Raw genomic sequence first — 23356 nt, 5'->3', positions numbered from 1 at the left:
TTGTCAATTGATAATTTTATTTTGATATCTATTTTGATATCTTATTATTAGAGGTGAAAATAATGGACAACATAACTCTTTTTAATAAATTGATTAAATTTACTGATTCAGTATATAGCGTTACTTACGAACTCTCGAAAGATGAAAAGCCACAAAATATTACATCTGTACAATATGATATGCTTGTTTTAATAGCATTAAAAAAGCAAACTAGCCCCAGCCAAATTAGTGATTGTCTTCATATATCAATGCCAAATGTTAGCCGTGAACTAAAAAAATTAGGGGAACACAATTTAATAAAAAGTAGTTCGGATGTAGAGGATCGAAGAAAAAAGTACATTTCTCTCTCAAAGGACGGAGAGTTATTGATTGAAGAAATTTATAATCGCATCTTGATCAAGTTCAATAACAGAATTAAGAATCCATCTCAAAAAGAATTAGAAGAAATTGATCGTGCTGTTGATGTGCTACAAAAATACGTTTATTTTGACTAACCAAACAGGTTTATGTTTTGAAAAGAATATAGATAATCATCATTCACAAACTGTGTTTTAAATAAACATTTTTAAATAGAGAGGGTAAGGAATGAATCACTCAAAGATAGGTATTGATGCTGGGGGCACACTCGTTAAAGTTGCGTACTCAAATAAAGATTTAATTAAATATAAATTATTCTCATCTCATAAACTAGATGAGGTTGTTACATGGATTCGATCTTCTTTTCATCACCCGAAAATTTGTCTAACTGGTGGTAAACAACAAGTTCTTGCTAATAAGTTAGAATTACCTACAAGATCTATCTTAGAATTTGATGCTACATGCAAGGGAGTAGCATTTATTTTAAAGCAGCACCAACTTTTTCTAGGAGACAGTTATATTTTAGCGAATATTGGAACTGGAACGTCCATACATATTGTGAAAAACGGTGAACAACAACGAATTGGTGGAACTGGTGTTGGTGGAGGAACATTGATGGGTTTGTCTTATTTATATTCTGGAAAAAAAGATTTTACTGAGATCATTCAAATATCAAGGGATGGTAATAGAGGGAATGTTGACTTAAAAGTAAATGATATTTTTGAAGGGATTGTTCCTCCGATTTCAGGAGATCTTACAGCAAGTAATTTTGGAAACATAGGTAAACTTTCCAAAGAATTTCCTTCACAATCTGACATAATCGTTTCCATAATTGGACTTATAGGAGAAACAGTTGTCACCATTTGCGAGCAGGCTGCAAATCGTTTTGATTCACAATCAATCGTATATATTGGTTCAACTTTTCGTTCCAATCCAATCTTAAAGAATATAATTAGAGAATATACCGAAATGAGAAAAAAGAAACCCTTATTTTTGGAAGAAGGTGAATTTAGTGGAGCTGTAGGTGCTTTAATAAGTTTACAATAAAGCTATAATGAAGTTGTGGTATATTTGAGCAGGACCACACAACGAAAGCATTTTTAATGGCTCTTTTAGCATAGGTTGTTGATTTTAATTATGACAAAGAGTAGTTACTTTTTATGTTAATATATATAAAGTTAAATGAGTTATATATGGTAAGGAGGAAAGATTTTGAATAACTACATTTGTGAAACTTGTGGAGTTCAATATACAGGTTCTATACAAGAACCAAAAGAATGCAAAATTTGCAAGGAAGAAAGACAATATGTTAGTTCTAAAGGGCAATCATGGACCACATTAGAAAAGATGATTGAAAGTAATACATATAAAACTATTGTTGGTATAGAAGAAGACAATCTTTATAGTATTAATACAAATCCAAGATTCGGGATTGGACAAACAGCCTATTTAATAAAGGATGATGAATTTAATTTATTGTGGGATTGCATTACATATTTTGACCAAAATACCATTAAAACGATTAATGAACTTGGTGGACTCGATGCAATTGCATTATCGCACCCTCATTATTATTCTACTCAAGTAGAATGGGCGGAAACTTTCGATGTTCCAATTTATATACACGAAGATGATAGAGAGTGGGTGACAAGAACAAGTGAAAAAATAGTTTTCTGGTCAGGTGAAACCCTCGAGTTAAGTAAAGGTCTCATCCTTCAGAGGATAGGCGGACATTTTAAAGGTGGTACCGTTCTAGAATGGAGAAATGGCAATAGACAAAACGGCATTCTACTTTGTGGAGATATTATTCGTGTGGTAGCTGACCGAGATTGGGTAAGTTTTATGTACAGCTATCCTAACTTCATTCCATTACCAAGTGTGACAGTTGAGAGGATCTCTAAAAGGATGAATGAATTAAAGTTTACTCGCTTATATGATGCATTTCATCGTGTATTAAGAGAAGATGCAGCTCAACGTGTACAGGACTCAGCAAAAAGGTATGTTGAAGCTATAAATGGAGATTTGTTTAATACATAAAGTTTTATTTAATGATAATATGTTTTGAAATAATACAGCCGTTTCATACTAGGATGTTGTTTTTTTATACCTCAATCATAAGCTTCACAGTTATACTATTGTATTTTTGTAAGAATTGAGAAGCATATGAAATTTATCTGTTCTTTTTCCAAATTTCTTATGCTGTGATGAAGGAAACTAAATTAGAATGAATTGTTTCAATACATTTATTTATAATTCATTTTTAAAAATAAAATATGAATTTAGTAGAAATTGAGAAAATTATCTAAATTACAATGGTACTACCCAATTGACGGAATTCATCAGTCAATCATATGTAGGTGCTGTTAAGGCTAAAGAAACAATAGAAAGGGGTAAAAGAAATACAGCAAAAATCTTATGAAAGTATGAGGCTTCATAAGCATATTTTTATTGATTGTAATTACTTTTATAATCCTTACTCAAACTTTAAGAAGAGGACTAGTTAAAAGTTCTCTTTTTAATTGTATGAGATGTAATAATAATATGTTAACTAGTGTTATCGATTAAACGAATTTTTGGGTGCAAAATCGCAAGAATAATAACATGCCAGCTCAATACCCAATATGTAACATACAAGTGTGAACTAGCTGGTTTTCAATGTAGTAATAAATGTTTAAGAGTTTAATAAATTCTGTAGTCTTGCTAATATCCTCAATGGATAATAATGGAGATGGCACTATAAACCAATAATAAAGCCATAATAATGTTAAATAGACTCCTATATTTATCTAAAAACTTCTGAAAGATAGTCCCGAATAAACTCCAGCTACATGAACTTACAATACCAACAAATCCTAAAAATAAGGCATAAATAAAGTAAATAATGTATGAATTGTAATAAGGATGAATAAATGAAGACACTACTGTAACTCCATATAGAATCCCTTTTGGATTTATAAACTGAACTAAGAAACCAATGACAAATAGATTCTTTTTTTCATTACTATTATTCTTTTTATCATCCGTTCCATTGTCTTTAATAGTTTTAAATGCTAGATATAACATGTAACTGACACCCAATATGGTTAAGGGTGTTTTAATGCTGGGCATAATTTTTATAAGCAAGTGGTTAAAAATACTGCATAGTAATATAAGTGTAAAAAAACCTAAACCAACCCCTATACAAAATTTGAGTGTTTTCTTTAGTCCATATTTAGTGGCAAATGTCATAGCCATAAAATTATTGGGTCCTGGTGTGAAGCTACTGATCAAAACAAACAAAAGAAATGGTAATAAAGGCATAAGTAGGATCCCCCCCCCTAAATGTATGTTATAGTGTATTAAAGTACAATATACTATACTTATATGTTATACTATACAAAATGTGCGTTATAATGTAAATTTTAATGAGGTGATGTAATGGAAGAGATTCAGAAAATATTAGGCAAAAATCTGAAGGCCATACGAGAAAAGCAAAAACTAAGCTTAGAAAAGGCTTCTGACCTAAGTGGTGTCAGTAAAGCCATGATTGGTCAAATTGAAAGAGGAGAATCAAGTCCAACGATAACCACCATTTGGAAAATTGCGAATGGGTTAAAAGTTTCTTTTACATCACTAATAAATGTTCCTGAACCTGAAGCTAAAATTGTGTTACGAAGTGAGGTCCAAGCTGTATCAGACGATAATGGAAGGTACAGAGTTTTTCCTACATTTCCATTTTCAGAAGATAAGCAGTTTGAAATATACTCAATTGAAATAGAACCAGAGGGGAAATTAGATTCTCGTGGACACAAGGATGGAACCGAGGAATATATTACTGTTTTTGACGGAGAAGTCCTTGTAAGCATAAATGGGGCGAACTATAAATTGAAAAATGGTGATTCAATTAAATTTAAGGCTGATAGACCACATTCATATTACAACACAGGGGATATTTTAGCTCGATTAAGTATGACAATTTACTACCCAGAATAATAAAAGGCTGGCTCTGATTCAGAAGGATGAAGTCGTTTTGGAATTTTTTTTGATACTTTTTCTATTTTTTTTTACGTATTTGAGTTATTGAAATTAAGCAATATAGTAGGTTAGTTAAGGGGTGATTTTGTAGTGCTTAATATTGAGATAAGAAGACCACGAAGTGGGGATAAAATCGAGCTAAATCAATTTTTTAGTACAGTCATAAAGGATACCTATGCAAGAGAAGGTTTATCGGAACTGTTTGATGAGATAGAGAATGAAATTGAAAACAAGAAACAATACTTGAAATGTGACTTTGATAGCAATGGGAGGAATCGATATTTTTTAATAGCTTCAGATAAAAATGATAATAAAATTATCGGTACAATTGAATATGGTCCAGCTAGTGAACTGATTAATAGTTGCACGGGTAGTATATTGAAAGAGTTGTATGAGGTAGGTACTGTATTTGTACATCCAGATTTTCAACATCGAGGTATTGGGACTTTACTATTAAATGTGATGTTTTTGACCTTACTAAATAGAGGAATAAAGGAATTTTGTCTGGATAGTGGATATACAAATGCACAAAAGGTATGGAAGAAAAAATTTGGAGAGCCTGATTATTTAATGAAGGACTATTGGGGTGAAGGGTTTGATCACATGATTTGGAGGAGATGGACTAATGATATACCCATTATATTTAGTAGCTGATTTCAGTTTACTTTGAAAATTCTTCTTATTATTAGCTAGGTGAGGTTTTTAAACAATAATTGGAGTACATTTTTTACGTTTAGAAGTAAAGTGATCAAGTTCTAAAGGGAATGAAATTAAGTAATTCCTTTTTAAACAATTAAAATTTTTTAGAAGAAGCCGTTTTGATAAAATGGCTTCTTTTTATTAGTAATCATGGAGTTTTGAAGCCTTTTGATCAAATTTTTTACTAAAGCTACAACAGGTTCGGATTAGTAAAACTAATTTAGCACAATAGGACACCCCCTATTAGTCATATTCACTCATCCAGACTCGTAAAAAACAGCTAAGTTTGTCCTTTACAAATGGAATTCAGTTTTATATAATCATTCTGTATTATAGGTTGTAATACAGATGGTACAGGGGGAGGGAAGCAATGTTTAATTTGGATCTCCGAAGTAGACAGCCAATTTATGAGCAATTAGTTGATAATATCAAACAATTGATTATTAACGAAGTGCTTAAGCCCGATGAGCAACTGCCATCCGTTCGGGCATTAGCAAAACAATTAACGATTAATCCTAATACGATTCAAAAAGCGTATCGTGAACTTGAACATCAGGGGTATATTTATTCTGTGAAAGGAAGAGGTAGCTTCGTTACACCATCGCCACAACTCCCTAATCAAGAGAAGCTCGAAAAGATGATGGAAGAAATCAAGAAATTACTATTAGAAGCGTTTTATTTAGGTATGACAAAAGAGCAAAGTATACAGCTAATTAATGAAGTAGAAAAAGTGGTCAAAGGAGGAGAACGCTATGATACAACTAAATAATGTTAGTAAACATTTTGATGGTCAAAAAGCGTTGAACTCTGTCAATCTACAAATTAATAAAGGGTCGATATTTGGACTACTAGGATCTAATGGTGCTGGGAAGACAACTCTATTGAAATTGCTTGCAGGGATTTATAAACAGCATAGTGGAGAAGTGCTAATTAATGATGAACAAGTTTTTGAAAACGAACGGTTAAAGCAAAACATCATTTTTATTCCAGATGTTGTCTACTTTTTCTCGCATTATTCAATTCTGCAAATGGCGAAGTACTATAAAAGTATATATCATTCATGGAATGAAGAAAGATTTAAAGAACTTCAACGTATATTTGGGCTTGATCCTCGAAATAAAATACATCGCTTTTCTAAAGGGATGCAACGTCAAGTTGCTTTTTGGTTAGCATTATCAACAATGCCTGACGTATTAATCTTGGACGAACCGCTTGATGGGCTTGACCCAGTTATGCGGAAAAGGATAAAAGACTTGTTAATTCAAGATGTTGCGGAAAGGGAGATGACGGTTTTAATCTCTTCTCATAATCTCCAAGAAGTAGAAGGGATCTGTGATCAAATTGGTATTTTACATGAAGGACAACTCATCATGCAAAAGGAAATTGATGCGATTAAATCAGATGTACACAAAATACAAATTGCATTTAGTAATAATATCCCTATGAATTTGTTCAACAAGGTAGATATGTTATTTAAAGAAGAACGCGGCAGTGTTATTATTTGTATCATTAGAGGGCATGAACAGGATATAAGAACAAGTTTCTTACGATATCAGCCCGTTATATTTGATGTTTTACCACTCACGTTGGAAGAGATATTTATTTATGAAATGGGGGATGTAGGCTATGCGATCGATGACATCCTGGTTTAAAGGAGGCATCTTCGTTCAAGATGTGAGGAGTGTGCTATGGGTCGGCACAATCTATTTTATGTTATTACTGCTTACTGTCCCATTATCTATTATTGATTTTCATAATGAGTTAAATAAAGGTTTTATTAATCAGGATTTTGATCTCTTTTCAGATGTGCAATATATAATTATTATTACTGTACCAGTTGTTCTAGCAATCTTTTTATTCCGTTATTTACAAACGAAGAGGTCTGTTGATTTTATTCATAGCATGCCGATAAAACGTACAACGATTTTTCACCATCATATGATATTTGGTGCATTCAATCTTGTATTACCAGTTATCCTTACTGCTTGCATCGCAGTAGTCTTAAGGTCAACTTTGCAGCTGGATGCATATATATCACTTATTGATATATTCAGTTGGTCAGGAAGCATTGTTTTATTTACATTGTTTATCTTTATTATAAGTGTATTTGTGGGGATGTTTACAGGGCTGTCTGTAGCCCATGGGATTTTAACATATATTTTCTTGTTGTTTCCATATGGGATAACGGTTTTAATATCGATGAATCTTGGTGTTTTACTATATGGATTTAACTATGAATATTATTTGAATGTTGGAATTGAAAAGCTATCTCCCCTCACAAGCTGGTATAATAGATTTTTTGGATACAGCAATGAACCTGTAGAGTTATTTACTTACACAGAAGTAACCGGGTATGTCATTGTAATGGCTTTTATTTATCTATTCTCAATATTGATTTATAAGAAGAGAGGGTCAGAAACCGCTACCCAAGCTGTAACCTTTAGCATTTTACAGCCTGTATTCAAATATGGGGTAACCTTTTGTACGATGCTTGTGGGTGGTGTCTACCTTTGGACATATCAACAAAGTTTTTCTTGGACATTCGCAGGGTATGTTATTGGTTCGATAATCGGGTATTGTGTGGCTGAAATGACTTTACAAAAAACATGGAGAATCGTTCCCATTAATAAAGGTTATGCTGTGTTTACGGCAACGATGGTTTTGCTCATTTCTGTAATCAATTTTGATATCATTGGCTTTGAAGAGAAAATGCCAAACATTAATGAAATTGAAAAGGTTTATTTTGACAATAGTATATATTCTTATTTGAACGAAGATGAAGACATTAAACGCTTTAAATATGCTGAAAGTAAAAATATCATAAACGTATATAACTTTCACCAACAATTAATAAAGGATAATGGGAAAAATAACAACAAAGAAGTAATAAATATGCATGTTGTTTATGAACTAACGAACGGTAAGAAGTTTATAAGATCTTATGACATCCCAATAGATGGTATGTATGAGGTGTTTTTTAAACCAATTTATGAATCTATTGAATATAAGAAAATCAGGGAAAATGAAATATTTGCAATAGATGCTAAACATATTGAAAACATCAAATTTTCTCATGGTGATAGATTGGGTAAAGAAAAAGTGATAGATGATACAGAGAAGTTAGAGGAATTGTTAGAGTTAATACGTGAAGATATAATAGATCAATCATATGAGGACATGATGGATGGAAAAGGTCATGGTGGCCGCGTAACCATCAGGTTAGGAAATAACTCACCATTGTTTGTGAATCGTGGACGAGGAATGGAAAGAGAAACATCGTTTCATGTTAATTGGGACTTTTCATACGAAAAACTAGTTTCATGGTTAGAACAAAATGATTATATGCAATACGCAACATTACTTCCAGCAGAGATTTCAACTATGAAGGTTATTGAATTGAAGAATGATGATGAAAAATTGGTAAAGGATAAAAGCTGGCGTGATACCGATAATATAAAAGCTTTATTTGATAGTCCATCAAGAAAAATGCTCAAAGTCACAAATGATCAGCAAGTATTAGATAGTTTACGTAGCTATCAGAGGCTCTATAGCTATTCTGAAAGAAACATTGATGTAAAATATGTCGTGTATTTTCAATCAATATATGGTGATTATTCTTTTATAGGTAGTTTTAGTGATGCAAATGTACCAGACTATATCGCGGGTTATTTCAATAATAATTAAAATGTTTTTTTAGGCTACCAACCCTATTAAATAGAAAAAAATAGCACCTGTTCATGGTGCTATTTTTTATTCTATAAAATGTTCACTATTGTTTGTCTTTAGTTGCCCCTTGGTTTTTCTTATTTTAAATATGCGTTTAACATCCACACATGCTTTTCTAATGAGTTTTTAATGCCGATAAACATATCCGCGGTAGGTTGGTCATTAGCATCTTCAGCTTGTTCAATCAATAGTTTGGATTCGTGGATCACTTTAAAAAAGTCTTCGGCAATAGCTCCAACCATATCTTTTGGTGTTTCTTTGTTCGTTGCTTCTTCGATTGAAGTGTGTTTTAAATAGTCAGCTAACGATGCAATAGGTTGTCCTTCGATAGTTAGAATTCTTTCAGCGATTTCATCAATATAAGTAGCTGCCTCGTCGTAAAATTCCTCAAACTTAGCATGTAGAGTAAAGAAATCAGCTCCAGTAACATACCAATGGTAATTATGAAGCTTCGTATACAATACGTTCCAGTTTGCTAGTTGTTGGTTAAGGGATTGAATAAGTGTAGTGTTTGTCATAAATGAATCCTCCTAAATTAGAATAATTATATTATATTACAGATTATAATAATTATCAATAAGAATTAATTATAATATAAAAATTTTAATAAATTAAATATATAACACTATATATTGTTAGCTTGAATACGTAGTCTATTCAATAAAATATGAGTTTTTTGTATAGGAATAAGACCTAATTTTATCCGAAAAAAAATATTTGATTGATTTTCTTATCAGAATTTTATAAACTAAAACAAATACTAATCATTGTATTCCTACTTGTTTGGTTGGAAATATCCTTAAAGTCGATTATTCATAATGGTAATCTTTTCTTGGAAAGGTGAAATGAGAAGTAAAATGTATTTAAACGAACATCCATTTGTGGCATTAAAAAAGGGGGGAGAACATGGCTTCAATAACGTATGATAGCTGGTCAGATCAACTATCAACAGATATTCAAGCGCAGTTTAAAGAAAGTTTAGATGTGTTGAAATGGGCTTATAAAGAATATAAAGATGAGATTGTTTATGCTTGTAGCTTCGGGGCAGAAGGAATGGTTCTTATTGATCTCATTAATAAAGTTAATAAGACAGCTAAAATCGTTTTTCTTGATACCGATGTACATTTTAAAGAAACTTACCAGTTAATTGACAGAGTGAAAGAAAAATATCCTACCTTACAAATTATGCTTCAAAAGCCAGAGCTAACTCTTAAAGAGCAGGCAGAACAACATGGTGATGAGCTTTGGAAAACAAACCCTAATCAATGCTGTAATATTAGAAAAATATTACCACTGCAAAAAGCATTAAAAGGTAATTTAGCATGGATATCTGGACTAAGAAGAGAGCAATCTCAATCGAGAAGCCAGACTAATTTCATCAATAAAGATGATAAGTTTCAGTCTATTAAAATATGTCCACTCATCCATTGGAGTTGGGAAGATATTTGGAATTATATCCGGTTCTTTAATTTGCCGTACAATCGCTTACACGATCAAGGCTATCCAAGTATCGGGTGTGAGTATTGTACGTTACCAACTGGTGATGATAAAGATTCCCGAGCTGGACGTTGGGCGAATAGCTCTAAAACAGAATGCGGATTACATCAATCAGGTTAGGAAGAAGAGTAGATGATATTTACAATAACCGCATTTGTTGTGGCTATTTTATTCGCATTAAATATTGGTGCTAGTGGAGCAGCTGCCTCCATGGGAGTTGCGTACGGATCTGGTGTCATTTCCAAAAAGAACATTGCACTTGTTATTAGTGGCATAGGTGTTTTTTTAGGTGCTGCATTAGGTGGAGGAGAAGTTGTTAAAACGATAGGGACTGAAATTGTTCCAGCGTCAATCATTAATGTTCATATAGCAATTAGCATTCTTGCAGCAGCTACAATTTCTTTATTCATTGCCAATATTTTAGGTATTCCTTTATCAACGAGTGAAGTGACTGTCGGAGCGGTAGTTGGAGTAGGTATAGCTTTTAAAGCACTTATGTTTGATACTTTAATTATTATTATGCTGTTTTGGATTATCACACCGCTAGTTTCATTTACAATTACGTTTTTATTTGGCAAGTTAGTTAAGAGGGTAGAAAGTAAACAAGGTTTCCTACAGTCAAAAAAGTGGAAGACTATATTAGCAGTACTAGTTGTGGTGACAGGTTTTCTTGAAGCTTTTTCTGCAGGAATGAACAATGTTGCTAATGCAATTGGACCACTTGTAGGAGCAGAGCTGATCCCCTTGCAACCTGGTATCATCCTAGGTGGTTTGTTTATCGGAATTGGAGCAATCGTTTTAGGTAGAAGAGTTATTGAAACGAATGGCAAGAAAATCGTAAGATTATCGTTATTACAAGGGAGTGTAGTATCAGGTACGGGAGCAGGTCTTGTATTTATCGCATCAATTTTCGGGCTTCCAGTACCGATGACACAGGTAACCACTTCGGGCATAATAGGAATTGGGATTGCTGAGCAGGGTAGAGGCCTCTTAAAGAAACGATTAATTAAAAAACTTCTCCTAGTTTGGATTGTTTCACCAGTATTTGCGTTAGCAGTATCTTATGGATTTATCAAATTATTTATTCAAGTAGATTTATATGTTGTAAGTGCGATGATGAGTGCTGCTTTTGCATCGTATGGCTTGTTGAAGTTAATGAGGTATACACAAGAAGACAGGCGGTCATATCATGAAGACGGCGGAGGTATTTAGCGCTTTAATTCCGACTAAAAAGATAAGATAACTTAAAACGGAGGTAACTTATGAGTTTGAAACCACATGGAGGAGAATTGATTCAACGCCTTAACTCTCCTTATTCAGTGAACGACATTACAACAGAAATTGAGTTAGATTTAATGGCTTTAAGTGATTTAGAATTGATTGCAACAGGGGGCTATAGCCCACTAGAAGGCTTCTTAGGCTATAAAGATTATACTTCAGTTGTGCATGATATGCGCTTAAATTCAGGTGCACCATGGAGTATCCCTATTACACTACCAGTTTCCGCGGATAAAGCTTCAAAACTAATTGTAGGCGAAAAAGCAAAACTTGTTAAAGATGGCACTGTTTATGGAGTCATTACAATAACTGAGGTCTATACACCAGATAAAGAAGTAGAAGCTCAGCACGTATTTCAAACGACAGATTTATCACATCCTGGTGTAAAAAAATTATTTGACCGTCCTAATGTATATGTTGCTGGTCCTATATATTTAGTTGAGCGTCCAAAGAAGGATAGATTTAATGAGTACTATCTTGATCCTCGAGAAACAAGAGAAATATTTAAACAAAAGCAGTGGAAAACAGTGGTAGGATTTCAGACTCGTAACCCTGTTCATCGTGCACATGAGTATATTCAAAAAAGTGCACTAGAAATTGTTGACGGTCTTTTACTTAATCCTCTTGTAGGAGAAACAAAGTCTGATGACGTTCCAGCAGATGTGAGAATGGAAAGCTATGAAGTGCTACTTAAGCACTATTACCCTAAGGAAAGAGTCTTTTTAGCAGTATTTCCAGCCGCGATGCGCTATGCTGGTCCTAGAGAAGCAATTTTCCATGCTCTAGTTCGAAAAAACTATGGGTGTACTCATTTTATCGTTGGCCGTGATCATGCAGGTGTAGGAGATTACTATGGAACTTATGACGCACAAAAGATTTTTGATCAATTTTCTAAAGAAGAAATAGGCATCGAAATTTTAAAATTTGAACATGCGTTTTATTGCAAAAAGACGAAAACGATGGCTACTTCGAAAACAACACCTAGCAGTTCTGAAGATCATCTTCATTTAAGTGGTACGAAAGTAAGAGAAATGTTAAGAAATGGGGAGGTTCCTCCAGAAGAATTTACTCGACCAGAGGTTGCGGAGGTACTTATTAAAGGATTGAAAAAAACATCAGTCCACTCATAATGTTCCGTGTTGACAACTTTGAGTAGAAGTGACGAGATATTTAATAGGGGCGTCTATTAAGGGAGTTAAAAAATCTTATTAGGCAGCCCCATTATTAAAAATATAACATTTTTGGATCAGGCTCTTTTGGTAAACTTTGTTGCTATTTTATTAAAGATGGTGCTTCATTATTGTCTAAGTAGAATAGATGCCACCAACACTAGGTGTATACGTGCTTATATCTTTGAATGAAAAGTAACAATTAATGCGAAAGCAGTCTTGTATTATTATATATTAAGTAATATAGGAGAGGTGTCCATGTCATCATCTAAAAACATCGTATGGCACGAAACAACAATTACTAGGAAAGATCGAAACAGCTTAAATAATCATAAAAGTTGTGTGTTATGGTTTACTGGACTTTCTGGATCTGGAAAGTCAACGCTTGCGAATGCAGTTGAAGTTAAACTTCATGAAACCCGCGTTAGAACTTATGTTTTAGACGGTGATAACATACGTCATGGTTTGAACAAAGACCTTGGCTTTAGTGAAAATGATCGTAAAGAGAACATACGGCGTATTGGAGAGGTATCTAAGCTATTTACAGATAGTGGTCAAATTGTTTTGACAGCTTTTATTTCACCGTTTAGAGAAGACCGTAATAGCGTAAGAGAGCTTTTTTCTAATCATGAGTTCATCGAAGTATACGTAAAGTGTCCACTTGAAGTATGTGAAACACGTGATCCAAAGGGGTTATATGACAAGGCACGGAAAGGTGAAATTCCTGAATTCACAGGCATTAGCTCACCATATGAGCCTCCTGAACAACCTGAATTGATTATTGAAAGCAACAAACTGTCAATAGAGCAATCTGTTGAACAGGTAATAAATTATTTAAAAGAAAAATCAATAGTAAAATAATATGGTTTCTTTCGTAAATAATTTTGCATTAGTTACTATATATATACAATAATAGATTATATAAAAAAGTTTCCTTCAGAGTTTCATACGTTCAATGATGTTATTGAAGGAAACTCCATACTTATATTTAATTAACGAATATAGTCATGGGATGAAAGTAGAGAGGGTACACTGCACAACAGTTATTTTTCGATATTTATTGAACATGAGCTATAATACGTTATAAGGGAGTTAAGGAGGGTGCTAAATGGCATATGTGAAAACATGGGAAAACAATGAAAAATTAAACAAAAATGAAAAACAGAAGTTACAAAAAGATGGGTTAGAAATATTAAACGATATTCCACATTATGCGAAAAATGGTTTTCAATCTATCCCAAAAGATCAATGGGATTACTTTAAGTGGGCAGGCTTATACTTACAAAAGCCTAAAGAAGATGGATATTTTATGATGAGGGTTAATGTTCCTTCTGGAATTTTGACTTATGATCAAGCTAATGTATTAGCTGGGATTAGTAAAGATTATGGTAGAGGTGTTTTTGACATAACAACACGTCAAGCTGTACAGTTCCATTGGCTAACAATTGAACAAATTCCAGATATTTTCAAACGCTTAGAAAGCGTTGGTTTGTCTTCAGTTGGGGCTTGTGGAGATATTACTCGTACGATAGTTGGTAACCCGCTTGCAGGTATTGATGGAAGTGAACTGATTGATACAGAACCTATTGTTAAAGAAGTATATGAATTTTTCCAGCATAATGAAGATTTCTCAAACCTTCCTAGAAAGTATAAAATGTCAATAAGTGCAAATGTCCATAATGCGGGGCATGCAGAAATAAATTGTTTAGCATTTATTCCAGCAACAAAAGAAATTGACGGAAAACAAGTTGCTGGATTCCATATTAAAGTAGGTGGAGGGCTTTCAGCACGTCCGTTTTTAGCACAAGAACTTGATGTATTCATACTTCCTGAAAAACTCAAGGAGACAGCAATAGCAATCACAACTTTATTTCGAGATTACGGTTATCGTGAAAAGCGCCATTTAGCACGGTTGAAATTTTTAGTTGCTGACTGGGGAGTAGAGAAATTCAAAGAAAAATTAGAAGAACTGACTGGACCATTACTTTCAAAAGGTAAAAATGAATTGAAGGAATGGAATGCAGGTTATTTTTATGGAGTACACAAACAAAAACAAGAGGGATTAAGTTATGTTGGCTTTAACGTGCCTGTAGGAAGGCTAACTGCTGACGAGGTTTTTGAGCTTGCTCGGATATCAAAAGCATACGGAAATGGTGAAATCCGCACTTGTAATTCTCAAAACTTGATCATTCCAAATATTCCAAATGAACAGGTAGATGTATTGTTAAAGGAACAAATCTTTACTAGAATTTCAATCAATCCTAGGAACTTTATTGCATATTCTGTCTCATGTACAGGTATTGAATATTGTAATTTAGCACTTGTAGAAACAAAAGAAAGAATGCGAAGTATTGCTGAATATTTAGATGAAGAAATTGCAATTGATCATCCTGTACGCCTTCATATGGTTGGCTGTCCAAATTCTTGTGGTCAACGTCAAATTGCAGATATTGGTTTACAAGGTGTGAAAATGAAAACAAAAGAAAAAGGTATGGTAGAGGCTTTTGAAATCTATGTTGGTGGTACACTGAATAATGATGGGAAATTTAATGAAAAATTAAAGGGAAAAGTTGATGCGGACAATTTAGGCCCAGTATTAAAAGATTTCCTAAGTTATTTCAAGGAGAATAAAGTAGAACAAGAATCATTCTATGACTTTGTTGGTCGTGTAGGGATTGAACCGCTTCAAAACGAACTAGACCAAATTTTAGCACAAATATAACATGTAAGCCTTTCGTAAACCTTGTTGTTATTGAGACTTTTTTGAACAGTAATTAATAATTTTTGCAAGTAACCTTATATTAAATGAGAAAAGGTGTCACAAATACTTGGTTTATAAGTATTTAATTCTTTATACGAAAAAGCTATGGTCAATGAAATACATCTAACTTAAACACAAAGGATAATGAACAAATTCTCACATGAAGGTACTACACCTTCATGTGAGTCATTATTTACATGCATATTGTTATAGAGAGAGTAAATGAATAGCAAGCTCATCTCATTATCGGTCAAAATCAAGATGGATAGTCACCCTGACTTTTCCACTACGTATTTAACTTAGTAGGTGATTAAAGTGAATTTGTACAAATTTGAAGTGAAAATAAATGAAGAGATTGTAGACGTAGTCATTGCATCAAAAAGCGATGATGAAGCGTTTCGTTATGTAGAAATAGAGTTAGAAAAGCATTTTTTAAGTATGCCTGATATAGATGATATCACACTATATGAAAAGAAGATTATCCGCAATGGAAGTGGTTTTGTTTTAGCATAGACTCTTTTAGTAAAATATGTTGTTATTTATACTAGTAATGGATAGTATGATGAGTTTTATGAGAACTCAATAAATGTAAATTGTAGAAAAGATGTCCCGAAGGCTAGGTGTATACGTGCTTAATACTTAGAACGAAAAGCAACAATCATTGAAAGCAGCCTTTCGTAAACTTTGTTTTTATATGGTTTCTAAACGCAGGCCTTTTTTTAAATGAGAAAGATGCCAAGAAATATTGTTTTATTTTTTACTATCAATAGCAACAAGCAATATGAAAAAGCCTTAGTATAAACTATAATATTGTTAGGGTGTTTTCGTTTTGTTGTATTGTATTAAAATATCCTAACCCACTGTTAAATTTCAGAAAAGATGCGATTCAACGAGTTGGGTGCATGTATACATATTCGTACTTTTATTATTCACTTACAATAATACGAGGAGGGGATGAAAGTGAAAGCTATTCTCTATATAGGGCATGGTAGTAGGGTTGAGGAAGCTAAACTTCAAGCTGTTTCTTTTATAAACGAAATGAAGCAACTAATTTCAATCCCCATTCAAGAACATTGTTTTTTAGAGCTAGCATCACCAACAATTGCTGAAGGAATTAACAATTGTGTGGAGCGAGGTGCTACTGAAATTATTGTTGTGCCAATTTTGTTACTTACCGCCCACCACGCAAAAAAAGATATACCAAACGAATTAGCAAAAGCTAGCACTCATTTTCCTGACATAGTAATTAAATATGGTCAACCTATAGGTGTTCATGACAAAATCATTGATATTTTGCTCGAAAGATTACATGAGAAAACAACAATTATTGATGGAGATACGTTAATTTTGCTCGTTGGTAGAGGTAGTAGTGATCCTGATGCTCCTCGTGATTTACGGACGATTGCCAATCTCTTACTTGAGCAAACAGGAGCAGGTTCAGTTGATACCTGTTTTTTAGCAGCAGCAGAGCCTTCTTTTGATGATATGTTACAGCAAACAATATATTCCCAATATAACAAAGTCCTTGTACTACCATATTTGTTGTTTACTGGTATACTAATGAAATCAATGGAGCACACAATTCAGAGCATAGCATCCAATGAAAAAGAATATATTTTATGCAATTATCTCGGTTATCATAAATATTTAGGAGATATCATTAAAGAGCGTACAGAAGCATTGTTATAACACGCTATAAGGAGAAACAAGATGAGTAGCTTTCCAATCTTAGTTCAACTGGAAAACAGAAATGCAGTAGTTGTTGGTGGTGGTAAGGTTGCATCTCGAAAAGTTAAGCACTTAACCGGCGCAGGTGCTAATGTAGTCGTTGTAAGCCCAAATATAAACGAAACAATGAAAACCTATGTAGCAAATCATCAGGTGGTTTGGAAAGAAAAAACGTTTGATCCTAGTGATGTAGATAATGCATTTGTAGTTATTGCAGCAACCGACAACGAGATCGTTAATAGAGCCGTCGCTGAGGCTACAAATTGTCACACACTATTAAATGTTGTAGATCAGCCCCACTTAGGAAATTTTACCGTTCCTAGTATATTACGGAGAGGAAAACTATCTATTTCAGTTTCGACTGATGGAGCTAGCCCTCAGTTAGCAAAAAAAATTCGAGATGAACTAACGAATCAATACGATGAAACCTATAGTCATTATGTAGACTTTTTATATGAATGTAGGCACATAATAAAAAATAAAGTGAAGAATCCACGAGAAAAGCAAGAGTTATTATTAGAAATTCTTGACCCTGCCTACTTTTCCTCATTAGAAATGCGAGAAAAAATATTATCAAAACTAAAAGAAATTAATAGCTGAGCTAAATTTTAATAAAGTGGTATATGCTCCATCATAGCTGCTTAATGTTAGCGGTATTAACTAATCTCCATAATAAAGCATCTTTCTTAGATGAATAATGAACGATAGGTTGTTCTTTTATTATAGAAAGATTTTGACCAAAAAAAGAAGAACTGTCAAAGGAAATGCAAGTGCCTTTTCGGAGCAGCCAAGGTTCGTGTAGAAGATCTCCACGGTAGACGTTATTATGTTTGTTGACGATAAACAAACAATAACGGTTTACTAAAAAGCTCGCAAAATCTTCATTGTGCGGAATGAATTCTTGATCATCAATCGTAAAATGTGCATGAAGTAGTGGTGAGAGTTGACGCTGTTTTTGAGAGCACATATAGCTGTATCGATTTTGGTCGTTGTCGGTTGATATTATAGAATAAGTATATGGTAAATGGTAAAAAAAAGTAGCAAGACGGCTTGCGATGAAATTGGATGCATGAATCTTTAGAAAAAAGACGCCTCGGATTCCTTGATATGTAACATAGGTCCTTACATTGATTTGTTGAAAAGGTTTGAACAACGATAAAAATGGGATGCCATTAACATACATGCCACTCACCGAAAGAAATACGATACTTATCCATGCTTGTTTTTCGTAACAATCTAGTTTTAACGGATACGGGATGATCTTTTGTAAAGATCGTTTACATACAGGCCAATGAGCAAATATGAGATCTTCCCATATTTGTTTAAATAATGGCTGACGACTTGAGTGTTGTATGGGATGATAACCGTTATTCTTCGACATTTTAAGCTCACAGCTCCTTAGCTATTAGGAGTTTCCTTAATTTATGTATAGAATAATCTATAACAAGAAAATTTATACAATAAACCTTTACATTTATATTTTGCAATGATATATTATACATACATTATTTGAACGGGGAGGGTTGTATTATGAGTAAATTAATTGTAATTAAAAGCGTAACTGGATATTTCATAATACAGCCCATAAACATAGGTATATAAGTTTCAATTTAGTTTCAATGTGAGAAACGATATGATATGAATGTTTAGCCATGGGCTGTAGTATGCCTATGGTTTTTTGTGATTTTGGACAAAAGAAGACAACAAAAATTTTTAACAATAATAAAAAAACATTCAAACATATCGGAGGAATTACATTGAATTTATTTACTTTAGGATGGAAAAAACAATTTGAAGAAGCATTTTTACCATACGATAACTCAGAATACACAGTAGGAAGAATCGCATTAGAACATAAGCGGATGTACCGAATATTTACAGAGCAAGGAGAACTATTAGGAGAGGTTTCGGGAAAATTTCGTTACAATACTCAAGCTAGAGAAGATTTTCCTGCTGTTGGAGATTGGGTCGTAATTACAACACAACCAAATGAAGATAGAGCTTTAATCCATGCGTTGTTACCAAGGCAAAGTAAGTTTTCACGAAAAAGTGCAGGAGAAGTTACTGAAGAGCAAATTGTTGCATCAAATGTAAACTCTATCTTTTTAGTAGCTGCGTTAAATCAAGATTTCAACTTAAGAAGATTAGAAAGGTATATTTTGCTCACATGGGAAAGTGGGGCTAATCCCGTCATCGTTTTATCTAAAAGTGATTTATGTACCGACATTGAAGAAAAAGTAGCTAAAGTAGAAGCTATAGCATTTGGTGTTCCGATCCATGTCATTAGTGCAAAAGAGGATACAGGGATTGAAAGCCTGCAACAATATTTAACAGACGGTCAAACAGTTGCGTTGCTAGGCTCCTCAGGTGCTGGGAAATCTACGCTATCTAATAAACTATACGGCAAAGATGTTCAAGCTGTTCAACAAGTGCGTGAAGGTGATGATCGAGGAAGGCATACGACAACACACCGAGAACTAATTGTACTCACAACTGGAGGTATTATTATAGATACCCCAGGCATGAGAGAGTTGCAATTATGGGATTCAGAGGATAGTGTGGCACAAAGCTTTCAAGACATAGAAGTACTATCAGAGCAGTGTAGGTTTACAAATTGCAAGCATCAGTCTGAACCTGGTTGTGCAGTGTTATCCGCAATTGATCAAGGTGTACTAGAGCAAAGCCGATTTCTAAGCTTTGTAAAAATAACAAAAGAGCTTGCTTATCTTGAAAGAAAAGCCGATAACAAGGCTAGAATAGCTGAGCGGAAAAAGTGGAAAAAAATAAGTGGCGATAGAACAAGGTTTCATCGTAAATAAATTTAAATCTTGTTGGAAACTTTGTTCCTATTTTACCTACTTTTGAACAGCAAAGTTTGCATATATTAGATGTTACGAATGCTAAGTTTGTGGTATTACCATAGTACGAAAAGCAATAATTAATCCTATAACACATACGTAAATTTGAATATTGAGGAATCAGGTGGTATTCCACCTGATTTGTTTGTAGTAGAGAGTTATATACGAAAGAGTTTGTAAAATATTAGGATATTAAGTATAAAAATTATTAATCGTAAATAGCTTTTTGGCTATATGATAACTCTCCATTTTAATCATGGCTGCTATGTATGATAAACAATACGGGATTTTACTTAGTCTAAAGTAAAAACGATAGGAAGGATCCACGAAACTAGGGAATGACTAAAAGATAACTAATTGTTATTGCAGAATCAGGAGAGGTAAACTACGTGATTTGGTTAATTATTTTAAAAGTTCTAGTAATTTTACTCGGCTTACATTTTCTTATTACAGGGTATAAAATGAATAAGAAATCACAAAAAAATGAAGAATTCATTAGTCCAAGTACATATTATAATGCTTCTCTATCCGAAACGGTTGTTATTTTTTTAATATCAAGGATTTTAAAGGTTATTCCAATATGGCTTCTAAAATTTATTCTTCTTTTATTTGGGATCATCTCAATTTTTATTGGGATATTTATCGTTCCATTACAATAATAATGTTTTTTTAGAATATATTAATGCTAGCCAAAAAATGGGGATAGATAGCTTAGTGTGATGATTTTTCGTACCATTGCTAATGATTTTGACATACTATCAAAAAGTGAAGGGGTTACAATGATAAATGTAAAAAAGACAGCAGGATAGGGGATGTTCAAAAAGTGTATCTCTTCCTTAGGTTGTTTCTCTCATAGTTGTTTTTCGTATTAGGAAATAAACATGTACACAACTAGATTTCATGGATTCTTTACTTGTGTAAAATAGTGACCAACATATAAAGCCATTTCTCGTAGTAACCAATTGGTGATAATAGCAATAGATTTAAGATTCCGAGTGAAAATATCATCTGAAGGAGTCTACAAATAAAACAACAACTACTTTAACCCCGACTTAAACTAGGACGGGGTTAAAAATATTTGAAGGCTAAGAGTGAAACAAATTATATTTTATCAAAATAGATAGACATTTTTATACGTGTGTTCTTTAATCATGTAGTATGTTTTCACGACTTTAAGTTTACTGAAAATGTTTTATCCATTTGTCAAAAGAATGAACGAGCCTTTCAACATATTGACTAGTTCTCTCATCTACTAATTCACCCTGTTCATTAAATAAGTTGTGTACACCAGATATTAATACTTGTGGTTCCACCATAACTAACGAACGAGTTGAAGTTAAGATTTGTCTTAGTTGAGCCTGAGCCTGTGCAGTACCTGCTCGGCCTGGAGTTCCACCCATAATTGCAATTGGTTTTTTTAACAATGGGGCTTCTTTTCCACCTCTAGAAGCCCAATCTAGGGCATTTTTTAACACACCAGGAACGGCTCCATTATATTCTGGAGTTACAATGAGTAAGCCGTCGGACTCTTGAATAGCCTTTTTAAATTTAGTGACAATCGAAGGGTCTCCATTCTTTTCAAGGTCTTCGTTAAACATAGGGATATAGGACAAGTCAAATGTATTGATTTCCATTTGTTGAGGCGAAAGCCTAATTGCTTCTTGGAGAAGAGCACGATTGTATGATTCTTTTCGTAAACTACCTGCAAAACCTAGAATTTTTGTTTTTTGTGTGTCCATTAGTTTCTTCCTCCATTAGATCGCTTTTTAAGTTGTTGTTACTTTAGCATACACTAAAAAGAATATTGCTATTTGCATCATAAGAATGAGCCTTGGTACTACAAACATGATGTCTATAATTAAAAAGATTGATATTAAACCTACGAATAATCCTAAATGATTAATTTTTAAGCGGTGATGTTCATACCTATACATATGAAAAACCAATGTTGTTGCAAAAAAGTAAAGAATGACAGCAAAGAATAATAATCCGATCATAAACAAATAGTTTAAATCATGCAAATAAATCATATTGATAAAAGCAGCAATCATACTTAACGTAATGAATATAATAAGATGTCCATATACAATCAATTGACCTGCAGACTTAATCGATTTGTCTATTTTTTTATCTATGTTATCAAAATATTGCCACCACATCGCTATAATAACTATAAATGACATAACAGCATAGGAGATGGACTCAAAATTCCCTTTTTCAGGCTGTAGGACGACAATGGTGCTAATAATCAATTCACCGAACAAGATAATTGTCAAAAGTCCAAAGCGTTCTAATAGATGTCCGATGTTAATAGGTGCTTTAACTAAATATTTTCTCCCGAAGATAGGAACTAATATATCCACAAATATACCTAAATAAAATATGACATATCTAATCCATGAATCGAAAAAAACAGAAGAAAAAGATACGATAATTCCAATCCAAAAGTACTTACCTAAAAACTGTGCAGTCTTTTTATGATGTATTGTTTCATACTGTTGTACTATTATATATTGGATTGCTGTCAGTACTCTTAATCCGATATATCCAACCATGAATGGTACATAATAGGTATCAAAATCAACAGATAAGCTAGAAGTCATAATTAGAACAAAGAACATTTGTACAATCATATACAACCGTTGATGAACAAAATCTTTTCCGAAACGGTTAATGAGTAAAGTTTGACCTACCCATGCCCACCAAATGGGTATCATCATAATGATAAATTTAACAAAATATTCTGCGTGTATAACACCGTCTTCTACATGGATAAGCACGTGTGTTGCAGTTGATATAGCCGCTACAAAAACTAGGTCATAAAATAATTCTAGCCACGTTACCTTTTTTTCTTCCATCCTCATCAACTCTCAATCTAATCATATTTTTACATACTGAATATATTAAATATTGTTAGTTAGTAGGAATCACACCCAATGATAAATTACGATGTGTTAATTCAATTAATATGAGGATTAAAGATTAGTGTGCAAGAACATTCCTATAATCGGGCTTCTTACCAAATTGACTTTTAGCAAATGGACATAAAGGGATAATTTTTTTGTTTTCTTCTCTTGCTAGATTGACTACCTTATCTACTAGTGCTTCCCCAACTCCCTCACCACGTAGTTGGTTTGATACGAACGTATGGTCAATTATTAATCGCTCCGCACCAGAGTTTACAAAGGTGATCTCTGCAATTATTTGACCTGCATCTTCAATATAAAATCGATTTACTCCTCTTAATATATTTTTCATCATGCCCTCCA

Annotated in this window: 24 protein-coding genes; 18 read left to right on the top strand and 6 right to left on the bottom strand. The window is 33.3% G+C overall.

The window, feature by feature from the left end; genetic code table 11:
• The first annotated feature begins 62 nt into the window (after nt 1–62).
• The 3 genes from V1503_RS01895 (at nt 63) to V1503_RS01885 (ending at nt 2394) form a co-directional block, all read left to right on the top strand.
• Nucleotides 63–494 carry a MarR family winged helix-turn-helix transcriptional regulator gene (locus V1503_RS01895; RefSeq protein ID WP_410624372.1) on the top strand — a complete coding sequence of 144 codons (432 nt, stop codon included), beginning with the start codon at nt 63–65 and terminating at the stop codon, nt 492–494.
• 91 nt (nt 495–585) lie between these two features.
• The gene (gene coaW, locus V1503_RS01890; RefSeq protein ID WP_320257532.1) at nt 586–1404 is read left to right on the top strand and encodes a type II pantothenate kinase; all 819 of its coding nucleotides are present in this window, start codon (nt 586–588) and stop codon (nt 1402–1404) included.
• Between the two features lie 165 nt (nt 1405–1569).
• Entirely contained in the window at nt 1570–2394 is an 825-nt protein-coding gene (locus V1503_RS01885; RefSeq protein ID WP_410624369.1) for an MBL fold metallo-hydrolase, read from the top strand.
• 672 nt (nt 2395–3066) lie between these two features.
• Here the strand turns inward: V1503_RS01885 and V1503_RS01880 are convergent.
• The gene (locus tag V1503_RS01880; protein ID WP_320257530.1) at nt 3067–3657 is read right to left on the bottom strand and encodes a LysE family translocator; all 591 of its coding nucleotides are present in this window, start codon (nt 3655–3657) and stop codon (nt 3067–3069) included.
• Nucleotides 3658–3774: 117 nt separating this feature from the next.
• Here V1503_RS01880 and V1503_RS01875 point away from each other — a divergent pair, with 117 nt between their 5' ends.
• The 5 genes from V1503_RS01875 (at nt 3775) to V1503_RS01855 (ending at nt 8754) form a co-directional block, all read left to right on the top strand.
• The gene (locus tag V1503_RS01875; protein WP_410624367.1) at nt 3775–4329 is read left to right on the top strand and encodes a helix-turn-helix domain-containing protein; all 555 of its coding nucleotides are present in this window, start codon (nt 3775–3777) and stop codon (nt 4327–4329) included.
• Between the two features lie 132 nt (nt 4330–4461).
• Entirely contained in the window at nt 4462–5025 is a 564-nt protein-coding gene (locus V1503_RS01870; RefSeq protein WP_410624365.1) for a GNAT family N-acetyltransferase, read from the top strand.
• 415 nt (nt 5026–5440) lie between these two features.
• Complete coding sequence (locus tag V1503_RS01865) at nt 5441–5839, top strand: GntR family transcriptional regulator (protein ID WP_214481972.1); 399 nt, start codon at nt 5441–5443, stop codon at nt 5837–5839.
• Entirely contained in the window at nt 5823–6722 is a 900-nt protein-coding gene (locus tag V1503_RS01860) for an ABC transporter ATP-binding protein (RefSeq protein ID WP_410624362.1), read from the top strand. Before V1503_RS01865 ends, V1503_RS01860 begins: the two co-directional genes overlap by 17 nt.
• On the top strand, nt 6697–8754 hold the full coding sequence (locus tag V1503_RS01855) for a DUF6449 domain-containing protein (RefSeq protein WP_410624360.1): 2058 nt from the start codon (nt 6697–6699) through the stop codon (nt 8752–8754). The genes V1503_RS01860 and V1503_RS01855 overlap by 26 nt, the downstream gene beginning before the upstream one ends.
• Nucleotides 8755–8873: 119 nt before the next feature.
• On the opposite strand, the gene V1503_RS01850 is transcribed toward V1503_RS01855, so the two are convergent.
• A complete protein-coding gene (locus V1503_RS01850) occupies nt 8874–9314 on the bottom strand; it encodes a Dps family protein (RefSeq protein ID WP_320257525.1) in 441 nt (146 codons plus the stop codon).
• 388 nt (nt 9315–9702) lie between these two features.
• On the opposite strand from V1503_RS01850, the gene V1503_RS01845 reads away from it, so the two are divergent.
• From V1503_RS01845 to V1503_RS01810, 8 genes are all read left to right on the top strand, one after another.
• Nucleotides 9703–10413 (top strand): phosphoadenylyl-sulfate reductase, encoded by a 711-nt coding sequence (locus V1503_RS01845; RefSeq protein WP_410624358.1) that lies wholly within the window; start codon nt 9703–9705, stop codon nt 10411–10413.
• A 12-nt stretch (nt 10414–10425) separates the two neighbouring features.
• A complete protein-coding gene (gene cysP, locus V1503_RS01840; protein WP_410624357.1) occupies nt 10426–11505 on the top strand; it encodes a sulfate permease in 1080 nt (359 codons plus the stop codon).
• A 50-nt stretch (nt 11506–11555) separates the two neighbouring features.
• Nucleotides 11556–12701 (top strand): sulfate adenylyltransferase, encoded by a 1146-nt coding sequence (gene sat, locus V1503_RS01835; protein ID WP_214481982.1) that lies wholly within the window; start codon nt 11556–11558, stop codon nt 12699–12701.
• Between the two features lie 297 nt (nt 12702–12998).
• The gene (gene cysC, locus V1503_RS01830; RefSeq protein WP_320257522.1) at nt 12999–13601 is read left to right on the top strand and encodes an adenylyl-sulfate kinase; all 603 of its coding nucleotides are present in this window, start codon (nt 12999–13001) and stop codon (nt 13599–13601) included.
• Nucleotides 13602–13848: 247 nt separating this feature from the next.
• On the top strand, nt 13849–15462 hold the full coding sequence (locus V1503_RS01825; protein WP_410624354.1) for a nitrite/sulfite reductase: 1614 nt from the start codon (nt 13849–13851) through the stop codon (nt 15460–15462).
• A gap of 354 nt (nt 15463–15816) precedes the next feature.
• Entirely contained in the window at nt 15817–16014 is a 198-nt protein-coding gene (locus V1503_RS01820; protein ID WP_214481992.1) for a DUF3906 family protein, read from the top strand.
• A gap of 441 nt (nt 16015–16455) precedes the next feature.
• A complete protein-coding gene (locus V1503_RS01815; RefSeq protein ID WP_250886594.1) occupies nt 16456–17190 on the top strand; it encodes a sirohydrochlorin chelatase in 735 nt (244 codons plus the stop codon).
• 21 nt (nt 17191–17211) lie between these two features.
• The gene (locus V1503_RS01810) at nt 17212–17829 is read left to right on the top strand and encodes an NAD(P)-binding protein (protein ID WP_410624351.1); all 618 of its coding nucleotides are present in this window, start codon (nt 17212–17214) and stop codon (nt 17827–17829) included.
• 31 nt (nt 17830–17860) lie between these two features.
• Here the strand turns inward: V1503_RS01810 and V1503_RS01805 are convergent, their stop codons facing one another.
• On the bottom strand, nt 17861–18610 hold the full coding sequence (locus V1503_RS01805; protein WP_410624349.1) for a YqjF family protein: 750 nt from the start codon (nt 18608–18610) through the stop codon (nt 17861–17863).
• A 376-nt stretch (nt 18611–18986) separates the two neighbouring features.
• On the opposite strand from V1503_RS01805, the gene rsgA reads away from it, so the two are divergent.
• Nucleotides 18987–20048 carry a ribosome small subunit-dependent GTPase A gene (gene rsgA, locus V1503_RS01800; RefSeq protein WP_410624347.1) on the top strand — a complete coding sequence of 354 codons (1062 nt, stop codon included), beginning with the start codon at nt 18987–18989 and terminating at the stop codon, nt 20046–20048.
• A 428-nt stretch (nt 20049–20476) separates the two neighbouring features.
• Nucleotides 20477–20746, top strand: coding sequence for a hypothetical protein (locus V1503_RS01795; RefSeq protein WP_410624345.1), 270 nt, complete (start codon nt 20477–20479; stop codon nt 20744–20746).
• 519 nt (nt 20747–21265) lie between these two features.
• Here the strand turns inward: V1503_RS01795 and V1503_RS01790 are convergent.
• From V1503_RS01790 to V1503_RS01780, 3 genes are all read right to left on the bottom strand, one after another.
• On the bottom strand, nt 21266–21826 hold the full coding sequence (locus V1503_RS01790) for an NADPH-dependent FMN reductase (RefSeq protein WP_410624343.1): 561 nt from the start codon (nt 21824–21826) through the stop codon (nt 21266–21268).
• A 27-nt stretch (nt 21827–21853) separates the two neighbouring features.
• The gene (locus V1503_RS01785) at nt 21854–22945 is read right to left on the bottom strand and encodes a low temperature requirement protein A (protein ID WP_410624341.1); all 1092 of its coding nucleotides are present in this window, start codon (nt 22943–22945) and stop codon (nt 21854–21856) included.
• Nucleotides 22946–23069: 124 nt separating this feature from the next.
• Nucleotides 23070–23345, bottom strand: coding sequence for a GNAT family N-acetyltransferase (locus V1503_RS01780; RefSeq protein ID WP_410624339.1), 276 nt, complete (start codon nt 23343–23345; stop codon nt 23070–23072).
• Nucleotides 23346–23356 lie beyond the last annotated feature (11 nt).

The sequence above is a fragment of the Nanhaiella sioensis genome, from assembly GCF_046557775.1.
Taxonomy (GTDB): Bacteria; Bacillota; Bacilli; order Bacillales; family SM2101; genus Nanhaiella; species Nanhaiella sioensis.
This window is presented reverse-complemented; position numbering and strand designations above follow the sequence as displayed.